20 protein-coding genes, 1 tRNA gene and 1 pseudogene are annotated in these 21,158 nt (G+C 57.0%); 3 read left to right on the forward strand and 19 right to left on the reverse strand.

Annotated elements, in window-relative coordinates; genetic code table 11:
* Window positions 1–162: 162 nt before the first annotated feature.
* Window positions 163–3,279 carry a hypothetical protein gene (locus tag MCM46_03645; protein MCG3110900.1) on the reverse strand — a complete coding sequence of 1,039 codons (3,117 nt, stop codon included), beginning with the start codon at window positions 3,277–3,279 and terminating at the stop codon, window positions 163–165.
* A 323-nt stretch (window positions 3,280–3,602) separates the two neighbouring features.
* Window positions 3,603–4,244 (reverse strand): peptide-methionine (S)-S-oxide reductase MsrA, encoded by a 642-nt coding sequence (gene msrA / locus MCM46_03650; GenBank protein MCG3110901.1) that lies wholly within the window; start codon window positions 4,242–4,244, stop codon window positions 3,603–3,605.
* Between the two features lie 290 nt (window positions 4,245–4,534).
* Between msrA and MCM46_03655 the strand changes: the two genes are divergently transcribed.
* Entirely contained in the window at window positions 4,535–4,870 is a 336-nt protein-coding gene (locus MCM46_03655) for a hypothetical protein (protein ID MCG3110902.1), read from the forward strand.
* An 18-nt stretch (window positions 4,871–4,888) separates the two neighbouring features.
* Entirely contained in the window at window positions 4,889–5,194 is a 306-nt protein-coding gene (locus MCM46_03660) for a hypothetical protein (protein MCG3110903.1), read from the forward strand.
* Here MCM46_03660 and MCM46_03665 read toward each other — a convergent pair.
* A complete protein-coding gene (locus MCM46_03665; GenBank protein MCG3110904.1) occupies window positions 5,153–6,028 on the reverse strand; it encodes an MBL fold metallo-hydrolase in 876 nt (291 codons plus the stop codon). The genes MCM46_03660 and MCM46_03665 overlap by 42 nt on opposite strands.
* Before the next feature lie 200 nt (window positions 6,029–6,228).
* Between MCM46_03665 and MCM46_03670 the strand changes: the two genes are divergently transcribed.
* The gene (locus MCM46_03670) at window positions 6,229–6,732 is read left to right on the forward strand and encodes a cyclic nucleotide-binding domain-containing protein (protein ID MCG3110905.1); all 504 of its coding nucleotides are present in this window, start codon (window positions 6,229–6,231) and stop codon (window positions 6,730–6,732) included.
* A gap of 10 nt (window positions 6,733–6,742) precedes the next feature.
* On the opposite strand, the gene MCM46_03675 is transcribed toward MCM46_03670, so the two are convergent.
* The 16 genes and pseudogenes from MCM46_03675 to MCM46_03750 form a co-directional block, all read right to left on the reverse strand.
* Complete coding sequence (locus MCM46_03675) at window positions 6,743–7,825, reverse strand: ABC transporter ATP-binding protein (GenBank protein ID MCG3110906.1); 1,083 nt, start codon at window positions 7,823–7,825, stop codon at window positions 6,743–6,745.
* Complete coding sequence (gene modB, locus MCM46_03680) at window positions 7,809–8,489, reverse strand: molybdate ABC transporter permease subunit (GenBank protein ID MCG3110907.1); 681 nt, start codon at window positions 8,487–8,489, stop codon at window positions 7,809–7,811. The genes MCM46_03675 and modB overlap by 17 nt, the downstream gene beginning before the upstream one ends.
* A complete protein-coding gene (gene modA / locus MCM46_03685; GenBank protein MCG3110908.1) occupies window positions 8,486–9,280 on the reverse strand; it encodes a molybdate ABC transporter substrate-binding protein in 795 nt (264 codons plus the stop codon). Before modA ends, modB begins: the two co-directional genes overlap by 4 nt.
* The gene (locus MCM46_03690; protein ID MCG3110909.1) at window positions 9,277–9,789 is read right to left on the reverse strand and encodes a mismatch-specific DNA-glycosylase; all 513 of its coding nucleotides are present in this window, start codon (window positions 9,787–9,789) and stop codon (window positions 9,277–9,279) included. The genes modA and MCM46_03690 overlap by 4 nt, the downstream gene beginning before the upstream one ends.
* Before the next feature lie 13 nt (window positions 9,790–9,802).
* Window positions 9,803–9,988: a hypothetical protein gene (locus tag MCM46_03695; protein MCG3110910.1), complete on the reverse strand. Its 186-nt coding sequence runs from the start codon at window positions 9,986–9,988 to the stop codon at window positions 9,803–9,805.
* A 383-nt stretch (window positions 9,989–10,371) separates the two neighbouring features.
* Complete coding sequence (locus MCM46_03700; protein ID MCG3110911.1) at window positions 10,372–11,115, reverse strand: 2-oxoacid:acceptor oxidoreductase family protein; 744 nt, start codon at window positions 11,113–11,115, stop codon at window positions 10,372–10,374.
* Between the two features lie 35 nt (window positions 11,116–11,150).
* Complete coding sequence (locus MCM46_03705) at window positions 11,151–12,029, reverse strand: thiamine pyrophosphate-dependent enzyme (GenBank protein MCG3110912.1); 879 nt, start codon at window positions 12,027–12,029, stop codon at window positions 11,151–11,153.
* 15 nt (window positions 12,030–12,044) lie between these two features.
* Window positions 12,045–13,286, reverse strand: coding sequence for a ferredoxin oxidoreductase (locus MCM46_03710; protein MCG3110913.1), 1,242 nt, complete (start codon window positions 13,284–13,286; stop codon window positions 12,045–12,047).
* Between the two features lie 238 nt (window positions 13,287–13,524).
* A pseudogene (locus MCM46_03715) lies at window positions 13,525–14,109 on the reverse strand (hypothetical protein).
* Window positions 14,110–14,289: 180 nt separating this feature from the next.
* Window positions 14,290–16,122, reverse strand: a complete 1,833-nt coding sequence (gene typA, locus MCM46_03720; GenBank protein MCG3110914.1) for a translational GTPase TypA — start codon at window positions 16,120–16,122, stop codon at window positions 14,290–14,292.
* A gap of 358 nt (window positions 16,123–16,480) precedes the next feature.
* Window positions 16,481–17,392 carry a phosphoribosylaminoimidazolesuccinocarboxamide synthase gene (locus MCM46_03725; protein ID MCG3110915.1) on the reverse strand — a complete coding sequence of 304 codons (912 nt, stop codon included), beginning with the start codon at window positions 17,390–17,392 and terminating at the stop codon, window positions 16,481–16,483.
* Window positions 17,393–17,462: 70 nt separating this feature from the next.
* A complete protein-coding gene (locus MCM46_03730; protein MCG3110916.1) occupies window positions 17,463–18,104 on the reverse strand; it encodes a histidine phosphatase family protein in 642 nt (213 codons plus the stop codon).
* 167 nt (window positions 18,105–18,271) lie between these two features.
* Window positions 18,272–18,346 (reverse strand) — tRNA-Gly (locus tag MCM46_03735).
* A gap of 55 nt (window positions 18,347–18,401) precedes the next feature.
* Window positions 18,402–19,520 carry a M48 family metallopeptidase gene (locus MCM46_03740; protein ID MCG3110917.1) on the reverse strand — a complete coding sequence of 373 codons (1,119 nt, stop codon included), beginning with the start codon at window positions 19,518–19,520 and terminating at the stop codon, window positions 18,402–18,404.
* 11 nt (window positions 19,521–19,531) lie between these two features.
* On the reverse strand, window positions 19,532–20,674 hold the full coding sequence (locus tag MCM46_03745; GenBank protein ID MCG3110918.1) for a DUF898 domain-containing protein: 1,143 nt from the start codon (window positions 20,672–20,674) through the stop codon (window positions 19,532–19,534).
* Window positions 20,675–20,967: 293 nt separating this feature from the next.
* Window positions 20,968–21,126: a hypothetical protein gene (locus tag MCM46_03750; GenBank protein ID MCG3110919.1), complete on the reverse strand. Its 159-nt coding sequence runs from the start codon at window positions 21,124–21,126 to the stop codon at window positions 20,968–20,970.
* Window positions 21,127–21,158: the final 32 nt, after the last annotated feature.

Raw genomic sequence — 21,158 nt, forward strand, 5'->3', positions numbered from 1 at the left:
CTATTCCTCGCGCGGGCGTGCACCCGATAAGACCAGAAAACCACGCCCCACTCAGAGGGGTCAACTCACCGCAAAGGGCTAGCATGGCGATTCGAAGGAGCTAGTTAAGAAGGAAAATCATGCAATCCCCCTCTCCCCATGAAGAGAAGAGGGGGAACCGCATCAAGGAACCTTCACTTTCGTGAGAGACGCTTTACAGTTGTTCGTCTCATTGCTTTCAACAACGACCCCCTTGTCATCGGCACAGGCAAGCAGAAAGTAGCTTCCGGCAACGGTGGTCGTCGGAACGGTGACGGAGGTCGCTCCGGTCGAAGAGATCCCCGGGTTCAGAACGGGGACCGACCGGCCGCCGGTCAGAAGAACATCTCCCCCGTTCCGGAGGGTGTCGAGCGACAGATAATACCGGGTGGCCGAAAGCGCCGCGGCGGCATTCCCGATATTTTGAACGTTGTCCTTCACCGAGAAGCTGCTCCCCTTCAAGGCGCTCGCCGGCGGATCGCTCACTGCTGTCTCGACGAGATCAGCAGCGCTCACCTTCACGACCGTCTTGGAAGGGCGGCAGTTGTTCGCTTCGTTGCTCTCCCCAACCACCTTGGTGTCGTCCGCGCAGGCGAGGAGGTAATAGGCCCCCGACACGATTCCGGCCGGAACTTTGACGGTGACCGTTCCGGCTGAGGTCGCGCCGGAGGCGAGGGCCGGCACCGCGCGGCTGCCGGTCAAGAGTTTATCGGTCGCACTCTTGAGTGTATCGGTCGAGAAGTAGTACCGGGTGGTGGAGATCCCGGATGCGGCCGCCCCCTGGTTGAAGACCGTATCGGTCACCGCAAAACCGGCGCCCGACACAACCGCGGACGGCGGATTGCTCACGGCCGTTTCGGTCAAGTCAATCCCGTTGACCAGATTCGTCGGCACGACATAGCCGCTCGCGGCGCTGGCCAGCTCCGTTGTTCCGGCAAACATGCAAGCGATCTGCTGCGCCGGAACCTTCTCGGGCCTCAAAAGTCCTTCGAAGGTTCCGTCTTTGGCGACCGTCACGACCTGCTTCGATCGATCGAGAAAGCGGCCGTCGGCCACCCCCACGATCAAGACCGGCCAAGGCTGCTCCGGGTGATAATATTTCGAGAGAACCGTTCCGAAGTCGGGGGTGGCGAAAAAGTCGCCGCTGACACGGAGGGTTCCATCCGGATTTCGAAACGCCCGGCACTTCACCTTCACCGGGGCCAGGACACGCGCCTCCACCCGGACCCCGCCGAGCGGTTTAAATTCCGGATGTTGATCTTTCGGATTGAGATCGTTCTTCAACAGCCGCATGCTCGACGCGGAGACATCGACGCCGTAAACGCTGCCGATCGGCTGACTGCTTCCCGGTTCGATCGTGATCGGAAGCTCGCGCATCTCGTTCGGTAAAAGCTCCACTCCCTGCACCCCGCCGTTGAAATCGACCTTCCAATCGGAAGGCAGGGTCGAAAGATACGAGAGATAAAATATCTTCTTATTCACCAGATCGTCGTTGCGGAGGCGAATCACATGTTTGTAGGTGGCGCCGCCCGGCGCCCCCGGCGACACCGCTTGGAAATAAGAGATGTTCTCCTGTTCCCGGTCGCCGTCTTGATTGCCCAGCACCGTTTCGCCGGCCACCTGATTCAGCTTCACCCGGACACAGGTGTGAAAGGCAAAGACCCCCGCCGCCATGTCGGCCGCCGAGACGGTGAAATTCGGCGTCCACTCGACGTAGACGTCGACAAACCCGCCGGCCGGGATATTGGCCAGTCCCGGAAAGCTGTTCTTATCGACCATCCCGATAAGGGCCCACCCGTTGGCCCCGGCGATTCCGACGCCGGGGGGATCGGTGATCTCCCAGTTGACCACGACGTCGGTCGCCGGAGAGAAACCGACATTCCGAACGCGGGCATAAAGCCGGTTGACCTGGCCGACGACCGGGTCGTCGCCGTTGCCGGTCGGCACCGTCCCGCCGCTTCCATCCGCCCAGGTCCCATACCGGTACGTTCCATAGCCGTTTACGGGGCTGTCGACCCAAATATCGGTCGTCTCCCAGGTATTCCCCGGCGGCGCGGTCCAGGGATTCAACATCACGTCTGGCTGGAAGGTCTGTTTCTCGTAGGCGACCCGGATAAAATAATGGTCGGGGTCGGTCTTCTTGAAGATGCTGATGAAGACCCCATCCGCGCCGCCGTCGTAGGTCTGTCCCTCCTGCCACAGGGCATTGCGGTTACAGCCGGGGGCGGTGCAGGTCCCCCCGGAGCCGCCGGGGCCGATCACGGTGACCCAGGGATCCGATCCCTCCGAAACCCGCTCGATCAAGACCCCTTCCGCCGGAATCCCGACGGGGGTGAAGTCGCCGTTGAGGTCATCGCCGAGGACCCGCCGCCGCACACTGATCAGGTAGTAAAAATTGGCCGTGATTTCCACTTTCACCGCCTGAATGTTCGGCAAGTTGGCGGGGGGATACTCCATCGCCCAGATCTCCGCGAACCCTCCGCCGCTCGGTGGGGTGAAGAGCTGGTATTTCGTTCCGGGTAACCACCCCGGAAAGCCGGTGTGGTCTTGCTTCTCGAAGACCCCGGTCTGGCCGGGGTAGTTGCTATCCATCAGCTCGAACTCATTGTTGTAGTTGCTCGGATGGGCCGGTCCCCCTTGTTGAAAAGCATGCCCCATTTCGTGCGCCCAGCGTCCCCAGACCTGAAGATCGCTTTCGGTCGGGTTTTCGCTGAAGATGGCGCAGCCAACCAATTTGGTCGCCCCTCCGGGGCCCATCGGCAAATTACATTTTGTCGCCTGGCCGCGGTGGAACTGGGCCGCGTTGGTTTCAGCCATCACCACCATCACCGCATCGACATTCGTCCAATCGAGCCCCGCCGGAGAATCGGCAATCGCATCGTTGAGGACCTTGGAGAACTTTCCCCCGTTGGAGAGATCCCCGTCCGCAAAATCATCGACATACAGGTTTCGGTTATCGGGAAGCTCGAAGAGGTCGGAGACCACCGAGTCGATTGTGATGTTGCTGTACGACGTATTCTGCCAAAGGGTATCGAGGTTCCCAAAAAATCCTTGAACCTGCGCGAGAGAGTACCGCGAATTCGCCGCATAATCGGCAAAATGGACCCGGAGGACCATTACCTTCTTGGTCCCCGTCACCGGCGCCGCATAACCGAGGGTAACCCTGGAGAGGCTGATCGCGAAGAACACCACGAGCGCCAGAAAAAAGAGCGCTTCCCGACAACGTCGATCCCAATGGGATATCGACCGATTCTTTTTCATTGTTTGATCCTCCTTGATTCGTTGTGATGAGTGGACATTGCGAAGGAGGGAAGCCGTGCACCCCCTCGCAGGGATTGGCAACATCCGAAGTGGATGGCTCGAGTGACTGCGGGGGAGACATTGCAACGTCGGGGCCGGAAAAAGGAGGGTTCTATTTTGGGGATTCTCTCCGGGAATATCGTTTCGGATACAATCGGTGTATCTCTATTTAAGAAGGGGGGTTCTTACGTGAAGGACAAGATCGGCAGGAAGTTGATTCGTGGAGGAAGGGTGAACTCGGTCCGGATCGATCTTTCCGGATGAAAGGGTCTCGTTCCAAAACCTCAGTGGCCGGCCTGAGCCTTCCCCCACAATTCCTCGAGACGCTGATCCCGTCCGCAAAGATAACGATAAAACTTGTAGCGGACCGGACTCTTTTTATAGAAATCCTGGTGATAATCCTCCGCCGGATAGAATTCGGAGGCGGCGGTGATCTTCGTCGCGATCGGCTCTCGAAAGCGCCCCGATTTTTCGATGGCCGCTTTCGACTCCTCCGCCAGGCGCTTCTGCGTCTCGCCGTGATAGAAAATTTCGCTCCGGTACTGCTCCCCGGAATCGCAAAACTGCCGGTTGACCGCGACCGGATCGATATTCAGCCAGAAGATCGCCAGCAATTTGTCGTAACCGATGAGATTCGGATCATAGACAATCTGCACCGCTTCGGTGTGTCCCGTTCTCCCGCCTGTGACCTGCTCATAGGTCGGATTCTCGACGTGGCCGCCGGTATAGCCGGACGTCACGGAAACCACCCCCTTGAGCTGATCGAAGGGGGGGACCATGCACCAAAAACAGCCCCCGGCGAAGGTCGCAATCTCCGTCCGGGCGCCCGGCGCCGCGGCATTTTCCGACGGGTGCGCGGCCATCGGGACAATGACCATCCACAACCCCATCACCCACCCCGCCGCTTTTAAACCGAATGTTTTCATCAGGGTCCTCACGAATCGAGCCGATTCATCTCCGCTCCCGCGTTATCTTATCACAAAAACAAAGAGGGTTTCATCGCCTTCCCGTTGCAATGCGGCATCGTCGTGTCCGGGAAAAGCCGGCCGAACGACTTTGACGGTTGAGCCGCATTTTTTCCGTCCCTCGGATATTTTTTTATTGCATATCCTTGTCTGGAATTGTAGAATACGACGGCTTTGATCCCACGATGGATTATTCATTATTTAGAGAAAATGGCCCGGCACCGCCATTGCTCGAATGCCAGGAGAGACCGATGCCCGTACACGGCCTACAAAAACCGATCGGGAACGAGAAAAACCGTTCCCTGAACACGGACGAAGAGCTGTTTGATTATTTCTGGCAGCGGACGTATCAGATCGTCATGACGGCCATCCAGCAAACGGATGGAGGAAAACGGGGACCGATCCAACGTTACTACCGGCAGGCCCTGGTCTATTTAGAAGGTCTTGAATTGATGATCCGCCACAGCGAGCTTGATCCGAAGTTGAGAGAGCAGGCGAAGCTCGGGATGGGATCGTTTTTCAAGATCCTAGCCGAAATGCATTTGGTCGCAACACAACAAAAGAAAAAGAAAATCGTTGTTCCTTGAAATCGAACGAGGGAATGGATGGATTTTTCAAAGCAACGAATCTTGGTTGGATTGATCCTGCTCCAGACGGTCGTCATTTTATTTCTGATCCACAAGGCGATCGCCATTCGAAACGGCGAGCTCTTCGCCCGAACCGAAGCCGACTATTATAAGAAAGCGCTGGAAGAAGTCTCCGAAAACGACGACGCTTTTCTCGACGAGATCCTTCAAGAGAGGGAAGATCTTCTCCGCGAATACAAGTCGACCTTAGAGATTGCACGCCAACACGGGGTGAAGATCCGGTTATCGCCCCATCGCGCGACGGCGCTCGAGCAGACGCTCTAAGTGCGCCGCCGCTTCGACGGCGGTGAGGCGGATGCGGTCGCCGTGGCCCGGCAGCACCCATTCGAACGCATGGTCGAGCAGCTTGGCGACCGACGTCAACAGGCGCTCCCCGTCCCACACCAGCCGTTCCGGAGCGCTGAGCGCCCTCCGTTCGGGGTCCCACCAGAGATGATCGCCCGAAAAGAGAAACCGCCGATCATAAAGCAGCGCCATGCTCCCCTCGGTATGCCCCGGAACCGGAATGATCTGAAACGCCTCCGAAACCACAATCGGCTCTTCTCCATCCACGACCCGCTCCGCCCCCGGCGAAGCCGCAGCGTCGGCCCGGTGGATGATGCGCGTCGCCCCGAAATGCTCGGCGTAACGGGCCGAATCGGCGACATCATCCTCATGCGTCAGAAAAATGGTGCGAATTCCCCCCATCTCCTCGAATGCATTGATCAGGCGCCCCACGTACCGGGGGGAATCGACCAGCCAGTTTCCGTCGGGATGGCGGATGAAGTAGCTGTTCCCGCCGAACGACTTCTCCGAGTTGAATCCGTTATAGTAGACCCCGTCTTCCAGAAGGAGCGGGAAACTTTTCATCGCCTCTTGCAGCCGCGGTTTGTCGCTCCGCTCCGTGCCGATCGATCCGACCGGGCAGGCCAAGAGCGCTTGATACGCCTGAAGCAGCTCCGCGTCTCCCTCCGGCTGGCGCGCCACCGCCGAATAGTCCCCCTCTTCTTTGAAGCTCTTTGGAGCCAGCTGCCGGCAGGTATCGCAATTGATGCAGGTGGCGTCGACGAAGAAGTTTCCTGCCACATTGGTTGCTAATCGCCTCTTCAAGTTGGCCATCTTCGACTCCGATCCACTAAAAATACCCCATTATAGTCACAATGAGAGACTTCTGCAAAGCTCCCCGCTGAATGGTTTCCTGACAAGAGGCATTGACACGCGATCCTCGTCTCATATATTGTGCCCACGGATGGGATGGCGTCTAAGAACAAGTTCGCAGACATGGAAACCCGATTGAGAATGCAAGGAGGTGGATACGAATGGCAACCAAAACAACCGTTGAAGATCTGAAACAGTTCCCCCTTTTTTCACAGTTGACGGTCGATGAGCTCCGGTATCTTATCCAGAAGGTGGAAGAGCGGGAGTATAAGAAAAATGAAGTCATCTATAAAGAAGAGGACCTCCCGGGCATTTTGTATTTGGTTCAGCGAGGGTCGGTGGAGATCACAAAGAAGACCCCCAGCGGCCATCGGCAGGTCATCGCGACCGTTCCCTCCGGACAATTCTTCGGAGAGCTCTCCTTCTTCGTGAGCCGGCGGCATGCGTCCCGGGCAAAAGTCACCGCGGACGGTTTGGTGCTTCTGCTCCATCGGTTCGTTTACGACGAGATGGAGAAAGAGCAGCCCGCGCTGGTCCATCAGCTCTTGAAAGAGATCATCTTGAAGATGAGTGCCAATCTGGACGCGATGAACGACCTCTTCCTGCAGACGATCAACTACACCTTTTATGGGGGCGGCAAGGCGGGAACGGTCGAGGAGGATTAAAGGACCCGTTTCATTCCGTCGGAATCAGGTGAACCGAGGAGGCTTTGATCACCGCCGTGATCTCCGCGCCCGGCCGGAGAGAGAGTTCCTCCACCGCTTGACGGGTCACTAGCGCCGTCAGGGAGAAGCCGCAATCGATCACCACGCGGACCTGCGCGCCGACTGGAATGCACTCTTGTATGAAGCCGACGAGGCGATTGCGCGCGCTGCTCTGGGCCGGCGCACCCCGCTCCAGGATCACCTCCTCGGCGCGGACCGAAACGAAACAACGACCGCCGGGGGGCGCCTCTCCGACGGCGATGATTCGTCCTTTTCCGACCTCCAGTATCACCCGCTCTTCCGAAGCAAGGATCACCTGCGCGGGCAACAGGTTCTCCACCCCGACGATCTTTGCCACCTCGGGACTGGCCGGTCTGCTGAAAATGTCGAGCGGGCGGCCCCGTTGAAGAATCACCCCTTCCGAGAGAATGATCAAATCTTCTCCCAACGTCATCGCATCAACGATGTCATGGGTGACGACCAATGCCGTCGCCCGCTCCTCCTCAACCCATCGCCGCACCTCAGCGCGAGCAAGCGCCCGCGTGCGAAGATCGAGCGCGGAGAACGGCTCATCGAGCAACAATAAACGCGGCTTGGGCGCAAGCGCCCGCGCCAGGGCCACCCGCTGCTGCTCTCCTCCGGAGAGGGCCGCCGGAAATCGATTCTCCTTTCCGCCCAGCTGAAACCGGTCGATCCAACCGCGGACCGACCGCTCGCTCTCCGCACGGTTCCACCGGCGCAGGCCATAGGCGATATTTTCTTGAACGGTGAGATGGGGAAAGAGAGGGTAGTCCTGGAAGAGAAGACCGACCGAACGCCGCTGCGGCGGAAGTGAGATCCCTTGCGACGCATCGAACCAAATCGTGTCGCCATGCCGGATCTCTCCCCGCCCCGGCTGAAGAAGTCCCGCCAGACAATGGAGCAGTGTGCTCTTGCCGCTCCCCGACGGGCCGAAGAGAACAACGATCCGGGGAGAATCGAGCGGAACGGAAAAATGGGCCTGCAGACCCCCGCCCTTCGGGAGGGGATAGTGGAGATCAACGTTCAGTTCCACCCGCTGCTCCTTGTCGCTTTCGGTTCATATAAGTCACGATGGAGAGGAAAAAAAACGAGAGGATCAGGAGAAAAAGGGCCGTCTCTCCCGCCGACCGATAATTGAGCGCCTGGACCTGATCGTAAAGATCGATCGACAACGTTCGCGTCACCCCCGGAATATTTCCGCCGACCATCAGGACAACGCCGAACTCCCCCAGGGTATGCGCGAAGCTGAGGACGAACGCGGTGATGATTCCGCTTTTCGACAGCGGCAGGACGATCCGAAGAAAGGTCCTCCAACGCGACTCGCCGAGCACCCACGAGCTTTGGACAAGCCGGGGATTCACCCCCGCGAAGGCCGTCGCCAGAGGCTGCACCGCAAAGGGGAGAGAATAAAGAATGGAGGCGACCAAAAGGCCGCCGAAAGTAAACGGCAAGGTGGTGCCGGCGATCGACTCATAAAAAGCGCCGAGCGGACTGTTTTGGCCGAACGCCACCAAAAGATAAAAGCCGAGAACGGTCGGCGGGAGAACGATCGGAAGGGCGACCACCGCCTCCACCAAGAACTTCCAGCGCCATTTAGAGAGGACGATCCAATGGGCCAACGGAATCCCTAACAAGAGAAGGAAGACCGAGGTCAGCAACGCCAACTCCACTGAGAGCCGGAGCGCCTCCCAATTCATTTCGCCTCCGACGACAGAGTAAAGCCGTATCGTTCCAGAATCACTTTTCCCTCTCCCGATTTGATGAAATCGATCAGCGATTGCGCCAACGCCGCCTCCCGGCTTCGGCGTAAGATCACCACCCCTTGATGGAGCGGCGGGTAAGCGTCGGCCGGAACCAACCAGAACCGCCCCTTCTCTTTCATCGCCGCCGCATTCGCGTGAGAGAGGGAGAGCAGGCCGATGTCGGCATTCCCCGACTGAACGAACTGGGTCGCCTGCGAGATGTTCTCTCCGAGGACAAGACGGGATTGCACCCGCTCATAAAGCCCCGACGATTGCAGCGCCGACACCGCCGCCTTGCCGTAGGGGGCATGGGCCGGATTGGCGATGGCGATTTTCCGGACCGACGGGTGAAGGAGGGCCCGCATCTCCTCTTTGGCGACGTCGATTGGAGACTCGTTCGGCACCCAGAGGACGAGCCGTCCGGTGGCATATCGGAAAAACGATTCAGGAATGGCCAGTCCCGTCTCGATCAACCGGTTCGGATACGACTCGTCGGCCGAAAAGAAGAGATCGAACGGCGCGCCCGCCGTGATCTGTGCAACGAAGCTCCCGGAGGCGCCAAAGGAGACTTTCACCCTGCTCCCCGTCGACTTCTCGAAGGCCGATGCGATCTCTCCCATGGCGAACTGAAGGTCCGAGGCGGCGGCGACGGCGAGGGTCGGCGAAGAGGGCGCCGCTCCATTCGATGAAAATGCGATGAGGACGCAGATGAAGACGAACAGCCCCGGTACGCCGATCCGCCTCACGCCATTTTCTCCCTTCGAAACCGCTCGAGCTCCTTGAACCAAAAGAGAACCGTCTCCCGAGGATAACCGGCGTTTCGCCGACTGGTTGAAGGGACGACGAAGACGTTGCTCTCCCCGATCCTTTCGGGTTTGGCCCCCGGCCCTTCATTTCGGCCGAAGAGGGCTCGGTATGCGGTCAATCCATTCAAACAAACGATCCGCGGACGGTACATCCTGATCTTATTTTGAACGACGATCGCTCCGGCTTCAAATTCGGCCCTCGTCAAATCAGAGGCGCTGTCGGAGGAGCGCTTGACGACGTCGGTCAAACCGATGCCGAATCGGACCAGTTTCCAATCGTCCTCCGGTTTGAGCGGATGCGGAAGAAGGCCGCTCTCGTGGAGCATCGGCCAGAAGAGGTTCGTTGAGCGGGCGTAGTAGTGTCCAACCTGAGCGGAGGTGGTTCCCGGGTTGATCCCGACGAAGACGATCGAGAGCTCGGCCTCCAGGATGTCGGGGAGCGGCGTCATCGTCTTGGTCTCCTCACTCCGACTGGCCGGGCCGGAGCGGCTCGTGGCAGACCTCGCAGTGAAAGGCGTCGGGATCGTTCTGATGGCGGCATTCCGGACAGGCCAAATAGCGGCCCTTCGAGGAGGGGAATTCGGTTAAACACTTGTCGCACCAGGGCATGGCCGGATCGTTCTCATGGCCGCACTTTTGACATTTCATGACCGACCTCAACTTAAAATAAAATGGGCCGACCTGATTGTATCAGATCAGCCCATCGATGTGAATGGCGAATGCCGTAGAGACTATTTCGTTGTAACGAGGGTGTCTTTAAAACCGACATTCCGGATTTCGAATCCGTTCTTTAATTCGGTAATGGGGAGCATCTTAATCGCGTGATGCTTCGCCAAATCATCGCAAACACCGACGCAAATCTCGCATCCTTTGCATCGGTCTACCGCGACGTAAGCCGTTGCCCGGACCGAATCGTATAAAATCGTATTGGACTCCGGACAAAACTGGGTGCAAAGCCGGCATTTCGTTGCACCACAAATGTCTACATCAATATCCGCGACTGAATACATCCATCATCCTCCAAACGTTGATTAATTCACACCCGCTTTTTGCAGCTTGTCCGAGGCGGTGACCCGATCTTTCTGCCACTGATTCCATCCCTGCTCGATCGCGTACTCATGGGCCGCCTGTACCACCGCGAAATTCTTCGCCACCAGTTCCGCTTTTTTGGCGAACTTCTTTTCGATCACATTGTCCAGCGAGGCGGTTCCCCCCGAAACGACAAATCCTTTTCCGAGAAAACGCTCTTTCACCGACTGCTCCAGCGATTTCAAATCGGGCATCTGGATAATTCCGGCGATGGCGCCGCACATGGCCATGTTGGTCGCCAGGTCGGTCCCGCCGACTTCGTTGGCAATCTTCGTCGCGGGGATGTAGCAAATCTTCGCGTTGTTTTCCTCCAGCTCCCGGACCTGATCCGCAATCATCGGAACGGGAACATCGCTGTTGATCAACACGACTCCATCTTTCTTCAGACCCCAATAGAACGGCATCGTATATGATTTGCCGTGGGTAATCACCTGAGGATGGAAAATCATGATGATGTTGGGATAAATGATCTCCCCGATTTCATAAATTTTCCCCGACGCGATTCGGACGTAGCTTTCGACCGGCGCCATCCGTTTCTCGGATCCGAAGAAGGGAACCAGCGTGCTCTCCCCTTTTCCGATGATCACCCCGTTGCTTAAGATATGAGAGGCGGTTACCACCCCCTGACCTCCGATGCCAGCCATTCGGATGTTAAATCGCTTTACTCCCGTATCGATTGCCGCCATGCTCAACCTCCTCTTATCGTCTGCTCGCCGTTGTCCTATTTTGTCTGGGGCGCTTTCAGTTTCCGGCGATCCGCCTCTGACTTTTCCCAATAGGCTTTGGCGTCGTCGGTCATGTATTCCATAAAGCCATACCGATCTTTTTCGACTTCCCGGGCGTCATCCATCACCTTCGGCGTCGGAATCGCATATTCGATGTTGCAGGAGGTATAGGCCTGGATGTAGGTCGGGCCGACCTCACGCGCAATCAAAACCGCTTTCCGGACGGTGTTCGCCACGCGGGTCGGATTGGTCGGGGCGATTCGGGCGATGTAGGACACGCCGGAGGTCTTCGCAAGACCGATCATATCCATCTTTTCAAATTTTTTCCCGTTCGGGGCCATCTTCAAAACCATCCCCTTTTGGGTCATCCCGCTCTCCTGTCCTCCGGTATTTCCGTAGACTTCGTTATCGAGCATGATGGTGGTGAATTTCTCTTTCCGGAACCAGGAGTGCATCACCGCCGAGAAACCGATGTCGGCCAATCCGCCGTCTCCCGCCATCACGATCACATCCTTCGGCTTGTCTTTGAAGCGAACCGAGAGACCGCGCTTCAATCCGCTGGCGACCGCATTGGTATCTCCGTAGTTTCCGTAGACGAATGGAATCGCCGCCTGGCTCAATGCCAACCGCCCGCAGCCGGCCGTTCCGATGATGACGGAATTTTCTACGCTCGGCAACGCAAGAAGGGTCACCCGGATGAAGAGGGTCATCGCACAGCCGGCGCACATCGGATGCTCTTCAAGGATTTCCTTAAAAGAGCCGAGCTCCGAGACTTTTCTCTCTTTCGTAAAAGGACCGTTCTCGACGAGATCCTGATATTCCTTCGGTAAAAACTTCTGGAACCCTGGGGAGACGCGAATGGTATCTAAAGACATGAGAGAACCTCCTATTTACCGTCTGTTTGGCGTACCCGTAATATATTCCAAGATCAACTCCGTCGGCATCGACATTCCACCGAACACCCGCGGCCCAGAAATCACCCGCTCGCTTCCTCGAATAGTCGATTTGACCTCTTTGGCGAGCCAGCCGACATAGTTGAACTCGGGAACAAGAATCTTTTCGGCATGATCGAGCGCCGCCCTGACCTCATCGGCCGGGAAAGGACGGATGGACCGAATCTTCACCAAACCGACTTCAATCCCCTGCTCGGCCGCCTGCCGGACCGCTTCGCGGGACTGGGAAACGGCGGCGCCTGAGGCGACAATCATGATCTTCGCTTTCGGATTGACCACCTCGATCAACCCTCCCAGCCATCGATCGATCCACTTCCGGGAACGCTCCTGCGCCGCCCAGATCTCCTGCTGCCAGGAAGCATGCATCTGATAGGAGATAAAATTCGATTTTTGAATCGGCGCGTCACGCGAAATGCGGATCGGCGGATTTTCGTTATCCATCATCGGCACCGCTTCATGATAACAATCCCGAGGGGGAAGCTTGATATCTGCCGCTGGAAGCGACACCCAGCCGCGCGCATGCGTGACGAAGAAACCATCCACCGCCACCGCGACGGGAAGGGTGACCTCCGGCTTCTCGCCGATCATAAACGCCGCAAGCGCATAATCATAAAAATCCTGCTGGTTCTCGGCATGGAAGAGAAGGCAGCCGGTATTGAGCATGTAGGAGAGCTCGACATTGTCAGGCTGAATCGCCAGCGGGGCATTGATCACCCGGCACATGATCAGAAGAACGGCCGGGAGACGTCCGCCCGGCCAGGAGGAGATCACCTCAAGACCTCTCATCAGGCCCGGTCCGGCGGTTGCGGAAAGGCAACGCACTCCGGAGCGGGACGCGCCGGCGATCGCCGACATCACGCCATACTCTTCCTCGCCGCGATAATAATCTTTGACATACCCCTCGGCATAGAGATAACCGACCTGCTGCATCGTTTCGCTCTGAGGGGTGATCGGATAGGAGATCGCCACGTCGACGTTCGCGCGCCGGATCGCCTCTTTCGCCGCCTCGCTCCCTGTGATAAACGTTTTCTCGCGGGGAGCTTGCAAAAACAGATAATCGGGATCGACGATTCTCTGCGCCGCCGCTCCCTTCTTCGCCTCTTTCGAGGGGGCCGGGGCCGCCGTGATGACGTCTCCCTGCGGGTTTGTTTTAACCTCTTCTCCGAGTCCTTCGCTCATTATTCGGTGACCTCCTTATTGAGGGCTCCCCAAAAAATCTCTTGGGGGTCAATATCAAAATAAAAATTCAACCAGCGGGTTATTCTTCGTTCTCGTCCAACCCTTTTTCCAAATCGTGCGCGAAACCAGCCTCGACCATCTCCTCTTCAGGCTTCACCGCCTCGACCCCGGTCAGCCCCGCAATTTGGGCCCATCCGGAGGGGATGATTCCCTGGCCCTCGTACAGCGGTTTGATCCCGTTCTTCTTCACCCGTTTCAGCGTCTCGGCAAACTTCTTCAGCTTTTCAGCCGTGAACTGGGGGACGGAGGCCATGGCATCTTCATGGCCCGCTTCGGCGCAGAGGGCGATGGTGTAGCAATTCGTTCCCGCACGGATCATCTTGAGGGTGATATTTGCGAAATGGCAGTGAACACCGATGAAAACGCATGCTTCGATTTTATTATGCCAGATGGTGAGATTGGGATGGCATGGATTGATCACCGCTTCCGGATCGATCTTCGGATAGATCGGACGATAATCGGGCATAGGGATAATGCGAACGCCGGGGATTTCCCGCGCCACTTCAAAAAAAGGAGCTGATTTCTCGATGGTATGTTCATTCCATCCCCACAACATGAGCGGTCCGGGGAAGAGCGTCGGGTTTTTCCGCGTCAGCATGGCAATCGCCGCGGCCTCCATCGCCTTTTCTTCAGGAACGATCCTTCCTTCGACCAAACCCTCTCCATCTTCCGGAAGATGAATTCCCATGATCGCAGCGGCAGGGGGGAGAAGCCCCTCCGGACCAGGAAGAACACGATAGGCTGGCTCTTGCGTCTGCTTCATTACAACTCCTTATTTTCTCAGGTGAATGATCGAAGGGTTCGATCACTGATTTAATGAGTGGGATACCTTTAAAATATTTTTCATAATATAACAGCGGAAGAACGCTTGTCAAATCAAAAATCGCAGCCAAAACACCTTTTTCCACCCAGAATCAAAGGCCTGTCCCGGGAGAGAAAAACCCTATTTTTTGGCCAGACGCTTCCGGTCCAGTTCGCTTAGGTATTTCTTCCGCAACCGGATTGTCTGAGGGGTAATTTCCAGGAGTTCATCATCCGCCAGGAAGGCAATCGCCTCTTCTAAACTCATTTTTCTCGGCTGAGTCAATACGAGGGCATCCTCTGCGGTGGAAGAGCGGAAATTGGTAAGATGTTTCTTTTTAGAGGCATTCACAATCAGGTCGTTCGCCCGGGAATGCTCGCCGATGACCATTCCCTCATAAATTTTCTCTCCGGGAGAGACGAAAAGAACGCCTCGTTCTTGAATATGATGGAGCGAAAAAAGGATCGCCTCGCCGGTTTCCATCGAAATCAGCGCCCCCTTTGTTCGAGAGGAGATCTCGCCCTTGTGCGGTTGGAAAGAGGAAAAGGTGTAGTTCATGATTCCCGTGCCGCGGGTGGCGGTTAAAAATTCGGATCGATAACCGATCAATCCCCTGGACGGGACCTCGAATTCGAGACGAACGTGCCCGCCGAGCGTGTTCCCCATATTGACCATCTCTCCCCGCCGTCGGCCGAGCCCCTCCATCACCGTCCCAATATAGGCCTCTTCGATATCGAGCATCAGGCGCTCGATCGGCTCATAGGTTTTCCCGTCGATCTCTTTTAAAATGACGGTCGGCCTCGAAACGGCAAACTCATATCCCTCCCGTCGCATCGTCTCAATGAGAATCGAAAGATGGAGTTCTCCCCGCCCCGACACCTTGAAAACATCGGTGTTCCCGGTGTCTTCGATTCGGAGCGCGACGTTGGACCGGAGCTCTCGATAAAGACGCTCCCGAAGGTTGCGGCTCGTGACGAACTTCCCCTCTTTCCCGGCGAACGGAGAGGTGTTCACCATAAAATTCATCGAAATGGTCGGCTCGCCGATGGAGATCGTCGGCAGCGCCTCCGGCGCATTCGGATCGGCCAGGGTGGCGCCGATCTGCGCCTCTTCAAAGCCGGCCACGCCGATGATCTCACCCGCGGCCGCTTCGGCCAATTCCACCTTTTTCAGCCCCTCATATCCGATAATTCGCGTGACCTTTCCCTTAATATTCGCTCCCTCTCCCTGAACGAGGGCCAGGGTCTCTCCGACGCGAATTTTCCCGCGAAAGATCCGCCCCAACGCGATCCGGCCGACAAAATTATCATAATCAAGAGAGGTCACCAGCATCTGTAGCGACGCCGCCTCATCTCCGGCAGGAGGACCGACCCTTGAAATGATCGTGTCAAAGAGGGGCGAGAGATCGGTGGAGGAATCTTCCAGGTTCAGCTTGGCGAAGCCCGCTTTGGCCGAGGCGTAAACGATCGGAAAGTCGAGTTGATCGTCATTGGCTTCCAATTCGAGGAAAAGATCGACCACCTGATCGACCACTTCCTTGGGCCGGGCGTCGGCCCGGTCGATTTTGTTGATGACGACGATGGGGCGGAGGTTGAGCTCCAGCGCCTTTCTGAGAACAAACTTGGTCTGGGGCATCGCCCCCTCAAACGCGTCCACGAGAAGAAGAACCCCATTCACCATGTTGAGGGTCCGCTCCACCTCTCCCGAAAAGTCGGCATGGCCCGGGGTATCGACGATGTTGATCTTGAACTGCTTATAGTGAACCGACGTATTCTTGGCCAAAATCGTGATTCCGCGCTCCCGTTCCAGGTCGTTGGAGTCCATGACCCGCTCGACAACCCCTTCATGGGATTTAAAAGCCCCTCCCTGCCGGAGCATCTTATCCACCAAGGTCGTCTTTCCATGGTCGACGTGCGCGATAATCGCAATGTTTCGAATGTCTTCTCTCAACTTGTTCTGGATTTCGGCCTTCATGCTTCTGTCGGTTCCCTCTCAAAAAAAAACCCCAAAAAGCTTTGGGGTTTGTGTGGATATACGCGGACCCAAAAAAGTTACGTGGAACGGATTATAACACTCTACCGCCGGTTCGTCAATCGATATACTCCCGACGGTAGTGACTCATTTTGAAATTCCAAAGTCGTCATGCCCGCGGAAGCGGGCATTCAGAGGTTTTAAATCACTGGATTGCTGTCGCGAAGCGATCGGAGGCGCTGTGCACATCAAGTCGGTTCCAGGCGCTTTCCCGCCTGCGCGGGAATGACAATCCAGAAATTGATTCCAGACTCAGTCACTACCCTCCCGACAATATACTCCCGATTCCAGCGGACGGCCCTTACTTTGCCAAACGTTCGAGCGCTTCAAAATATTTCCGGCTCGTCTGCTCCACAACCGAGGCGGGGAGATGAGGCGGAGGGGGAGTGCCGCTCCAGTTGACCGAGAGGAGATAGTCGCGGACATACTGTTTGTCAAAGCTCGGCTGCCCCTTGCCGGGGGCGTAGGTGTCCATCGGCCAGAAACGGGAAGAGTCGGGGGTGAGAAGTTCGTCGATCAAAAGGGGGCGTTTCGTCTTCGGATCCAGGCCGAACTCCATCTTGGTATCGGCGATAATGATCCCCCGCTTTTCGGCGTGCGCCGCCGCCTTTTTGTAAATGTTCAGGCTCGCCGCGCGGACCTCTTCCGCGAGGGAGGCTCCGACCGTCGACTTCATCTCTTCGAAGGAGATGTTGATATCGTGGGTTCCCATCGGCGCCTTGGTCGAAGGGGTAAAGATCGGCTCCGGAAGACGGGCCGATTCGACCAGGCCCGCCGGCAACTTCTCGCCGCAAACGGTCCCTGTTTTTTGATATTCCTTCCAGCCGGAGCCGGAAAGATACCCTCGGACGATGCATTCGACCGGAAGCGGCTCGGCCTTCCGAACCAGCATGCTCCGCCCTTCCAGAACATCCCGATAAGGACGGCACTTTTCAGGAAAGCGGTCGAATTCCGCAGTGATTACATGGTTCGGCACCGAATCGCCCATTTTGGCGAAGAGGTCGAACCAATGCAGAGAGAGCTGTGTGAGGACATAACCTTTTCCGGGAATCCCCTCCGGCAGAACGACGTCGAAGGCGGAGATCCGATCGGAGGCGACGAAGAGAAACGCGTCTCCCAGATCGTAAATATCGCGCACCTTCCCCCGCGTCGGCGTCCCCAAGCCGGTCAGTTGACTCTCCAAGAGAATCTCTTTCGGTACCTTCATTTTCATCCCCATAACCTCCGCTCCCTCTTGTTTTAGAAATCGTTCCTTTTTATCCTACCCGCGACCCGATTGTCAATCAGCCGTTGATCAGTTTCACGACAGCTCTGTTTTTGAAGTAATCGATGATGTTCAGCGCGGCATATTTTTGCTCGATCCGGAAAAGGGCCGTCGGGGATTGTCCAAGCGCGTCGGCGAGGAGAACCTTGTTGACCCCGCCGTGCGCGACGACCGCCACCTCTTCCCCCGCATGCTTCCTTAAAATGATCTCAAAGGCCGCCAATGCCCGCTCTCCAACCTCGCGATACGACTCTTCCCCTCCCGGGCGGCTGTCGGCCGGATTCGTCAACCAGGCGGACCATCCCTCCGGATCTCGGCCGGAGATCTCCTCGGCGGTGAGCCCCTCCCAGCGTCCGAAGTGCTTCTCTCGTAATTCAGACATCTGGAAGAGGGAAACACCGCATGCTTTTGCAATCGCCTCTCCTCCTCGGACACTTCGCTGAAGGTCACTCGTATAAACCTCTCGGATCGGACAGGAGGCAAGGCGCGCCGCGACCTCTTCGAGCTGCAAGAGCCCTCGCGGAGTGAGCCCGACATCGGTTTGGCCGTTGAAGGTCCTTCGCTCGAAGGTCGTCACCTCCCCGTGGCGGAGGAGATAAACGCGGGTGGGCCGATCTTCGGGGAGGAATTCAAAGCGAGGCGCTCCGTCGCACCATTTCATTCTGGTCGGGTCCTTACCGTAAACATAAAAAAGCCGGGATCTTAATAACAAGAACCCGGCTGATTCCGATTGATCTTGGTGGAGTGGGAGCCGAGCCGGGATGGCTCCCCATAAAACGGGGAGCAGACAGAAGCCTCATCCGACTCTTACAAACTGCCGAGCTAAATTGGAGCGGGAGACGGGACTTGAACCCGCGACCTCAACCTTGGGAAGGTTGCACTCTACCACTGAGTTACTCCCGCATAGGCTGGAAATTTTATCTGTTTCGAAAATCGTTGTCAAGCGTTTGAGTGTCATTCATTCGATAGAAGGCTGCCCGGCCTGCGATTGGCAAATGTGGAGGAGCTCTTCCCATCGGTCGTCCGGAAGAAGGTGGACGAACGGGCCTTGGGCTTCTTTTGCCAAGCGCTTCAGCCGTTCGATCCGCTCCTCCGTCAGCGGATGGGAAGAGAGGTACTTCAAAGCGGCCGGCATTTCCATCCCTTCTTTTTTGATCATTTCGAAGAAGGTGATCATTCCCTTCGGGTCGATCCCCGCGTCAATGAGCATCCGCATTCCCTCCCGATCGGCCTCTTCTTCATTCTGCCGGCTGTAGTGCATCAGCCCCAATGTCTTCGCGCTCTGGAGTCCGAATGCGATCCCTCCCGTTGCATCTCCGGTGAGGGCCGAAAGGAGCAGCCCCATCGACGTGTCCTGCAGAATCGATCGCGTGGCGTGGCGCTGAAGATTGTGTTGCAACTCATGCGCGAGGACGGCGGCGAGTTCCTCCGCCGTCTGCATCCGCTCCAGCAGCCCTCGAAAGATCACCGTGGTCCCGCCCGGCACGGCAAAAGCATTGACCAGCGGATGATCGACGACGATGACCCGAAAGCGGTACGGCGCATCCGGAAGAGAGCCGGTCAACTTTTTAACAAGATCCTCGATGATCGCCGATGGGCGCTCCTCTCTGCATCGGCTCTCCGGCGGGACCCATTGGTCGACGATCGCCTCCCCCATCCGCTCCTCCCAGGAGAAGGGAACATGCGGGGTGAGCATCGAAGCGAGGGCGGGAATGCCCCAAAAATAAAGGGTGAGTGAAAAGACGACGGTAAAAAGAGCGGCAAGGAAAGCGAGTTTCAGACGTCGCTTCCGCCGGGTCGGGTCGTTGAAGTGGGCCGTCTGATCGGGGGCCAGACGGTGAAGGGCATTCAGGAATCCTTCTTCCGAGATGAGAAGGATCTGCGGGTCGGGCCCGCCCCATTCCAACCGGATCTGCTCGCCCGGGTAGAAGCCCTGCGTCTGGCGAATCTCGCGATAAGGCCAGAAGAACGTCTTCTCCTGCTCGGTCGTCACCTTCAGACCGCTGCCGGTGAGGAGAATGGTTGCCGTTTGCCGATGGGCGGTTTGACCGTCGAGGTAGTAACCGCGCCACTCCATCGGCAAAGGGTTCAAGCGGCACCGAAATCGGAATCAAGATTGAGGAGTCCTCCCAGCCCCTCCCCCGTGGCCGAGGCGCTCTGGCTCTCCTGCTGAACCGACGCCAGATCGAGCGGGCCTTCCATTGTGAGGTGAGAGAGGGTGTAGCGAATATTTCGGATGACCACCCATGGCCAGGCAAGGCCCAAGGTCATCAGAAGAAGAAAAATATTTCCAAGATTCAGAAGGAGCAATCCCCCGCCGGTCATAGAAGCCCGGAAGCGGGCCGCGCCGAAGGTGGTCTGCTCCCACAAATATCGCTGCTTTTTAGCAAGAAACCAAAACCAGTAAAGACCGAGGGTCAAGATCGACAGAAAAACAGCGACCGCGAAACTTCCCCAGAGATCGCCCCCTCGCCCGTTGAATTCCCATTTCTTGCTTCCGAAGTAAGTGTGCGTGGTCATAAATCGATATTGATCGACCATAAAAATCGGATAGTAGAGTCCCAACGTCACGATGCTGAGGAGGGTTCCCCCAATGAAAAGCTTGATGAACGGGGCGGCCTCTCCGCGAAATGAAAACCGGATCCCCCGCCAGGAGGTCCGGCTCAAACGATACCGGCGCGCCCCGACCATGGCAAGGGGAATGAAGGTCAATAAGAGGCCATACGCAAGAAGGAGAACGCCGATTTGGGCGGTGAGTCCCCCGGGGACAAAAGGAACCGCCTGGAAAAGGGCATAGAGGAGACCGAATACCACGGCCGACTTGAGGAATCCGATGAAGAGCTCTTTGCCGGTGCCGTGATAGGCAAATCGATCTCCGTTGAACGCCATCTGCCCCCAAAGGTAGTTGCGGACGCGGACCTTTCCCCAGAAGTGATAAATGCCGAGGGTCACCAGGGTCAGAAACATGTTGATGATCCGGATGGCGAAGAGCGCCCCTCCTGTTCCATGGAAGGAGAGAGGGTGGACGAGGCCTGTCCCCCCCGCGTTGACATCGGTCTCGGTCGCCTCGGATTTCGGCACCGCTTCCCTTTTGATCGGTTGAGGGACGGCAGGCCGCGGCTCGATTGGAAGACCGGAAGCGATCCCCGCGATCGGCGCGCCGCACGCTTTGCAGGCCGATCGGGCCAGCTGGGTCAATCCACATTTGGAACACCGCATGCTTCCGGTCATTGTCGACGCCTCGCCTGAGAAACCATCCTCAGCCTATTTTCGGACAGAACCGCAACTCTTGAAAAGCAAGTGTAGCATGCGGCTTCAATTTCGCAAGCAGCTTACCCTGTATTATTCCGAAAGGGGATGTCCCTTTGAATCGAGGGGCGGTCGGGAATGCCTCTGCGGAGGGGAGATCAATGAGGCGAAATCATGACCGGAATGCACAAACGCCGACCGGTCCGCATTGAGTCTGGCGGGCTCGGCCGGTGCCGGAAAAGAGACCTTCGATCGGTAAGGACGATCGCCAGGTTTTACTTGGAATGTTTTTCGACGAATTTTTTGATCTCGTCGAGATTCTCCAAAATCAGCTTCGCTTTCTTCAAGCCAAACTGAAACGGAAACTTATCATCAGGTCCCTGGCTCAAGACCAGCATTGGGTTTCCCTTGAATTCGGATTCGGATGCAGGCATTTCTCACCTCCTTTTTATGAAGAAGCCCCTCG

Source organism: Candidatus Manganitrophus morganii (assembly GCA_021651055.1).
Classification (GTDB): Bacteria; Nitrospirota; Nitrospiria; order SBBL01; family Manganitrophaceae; genus Manganitrophus; species Manganitrophus morganii.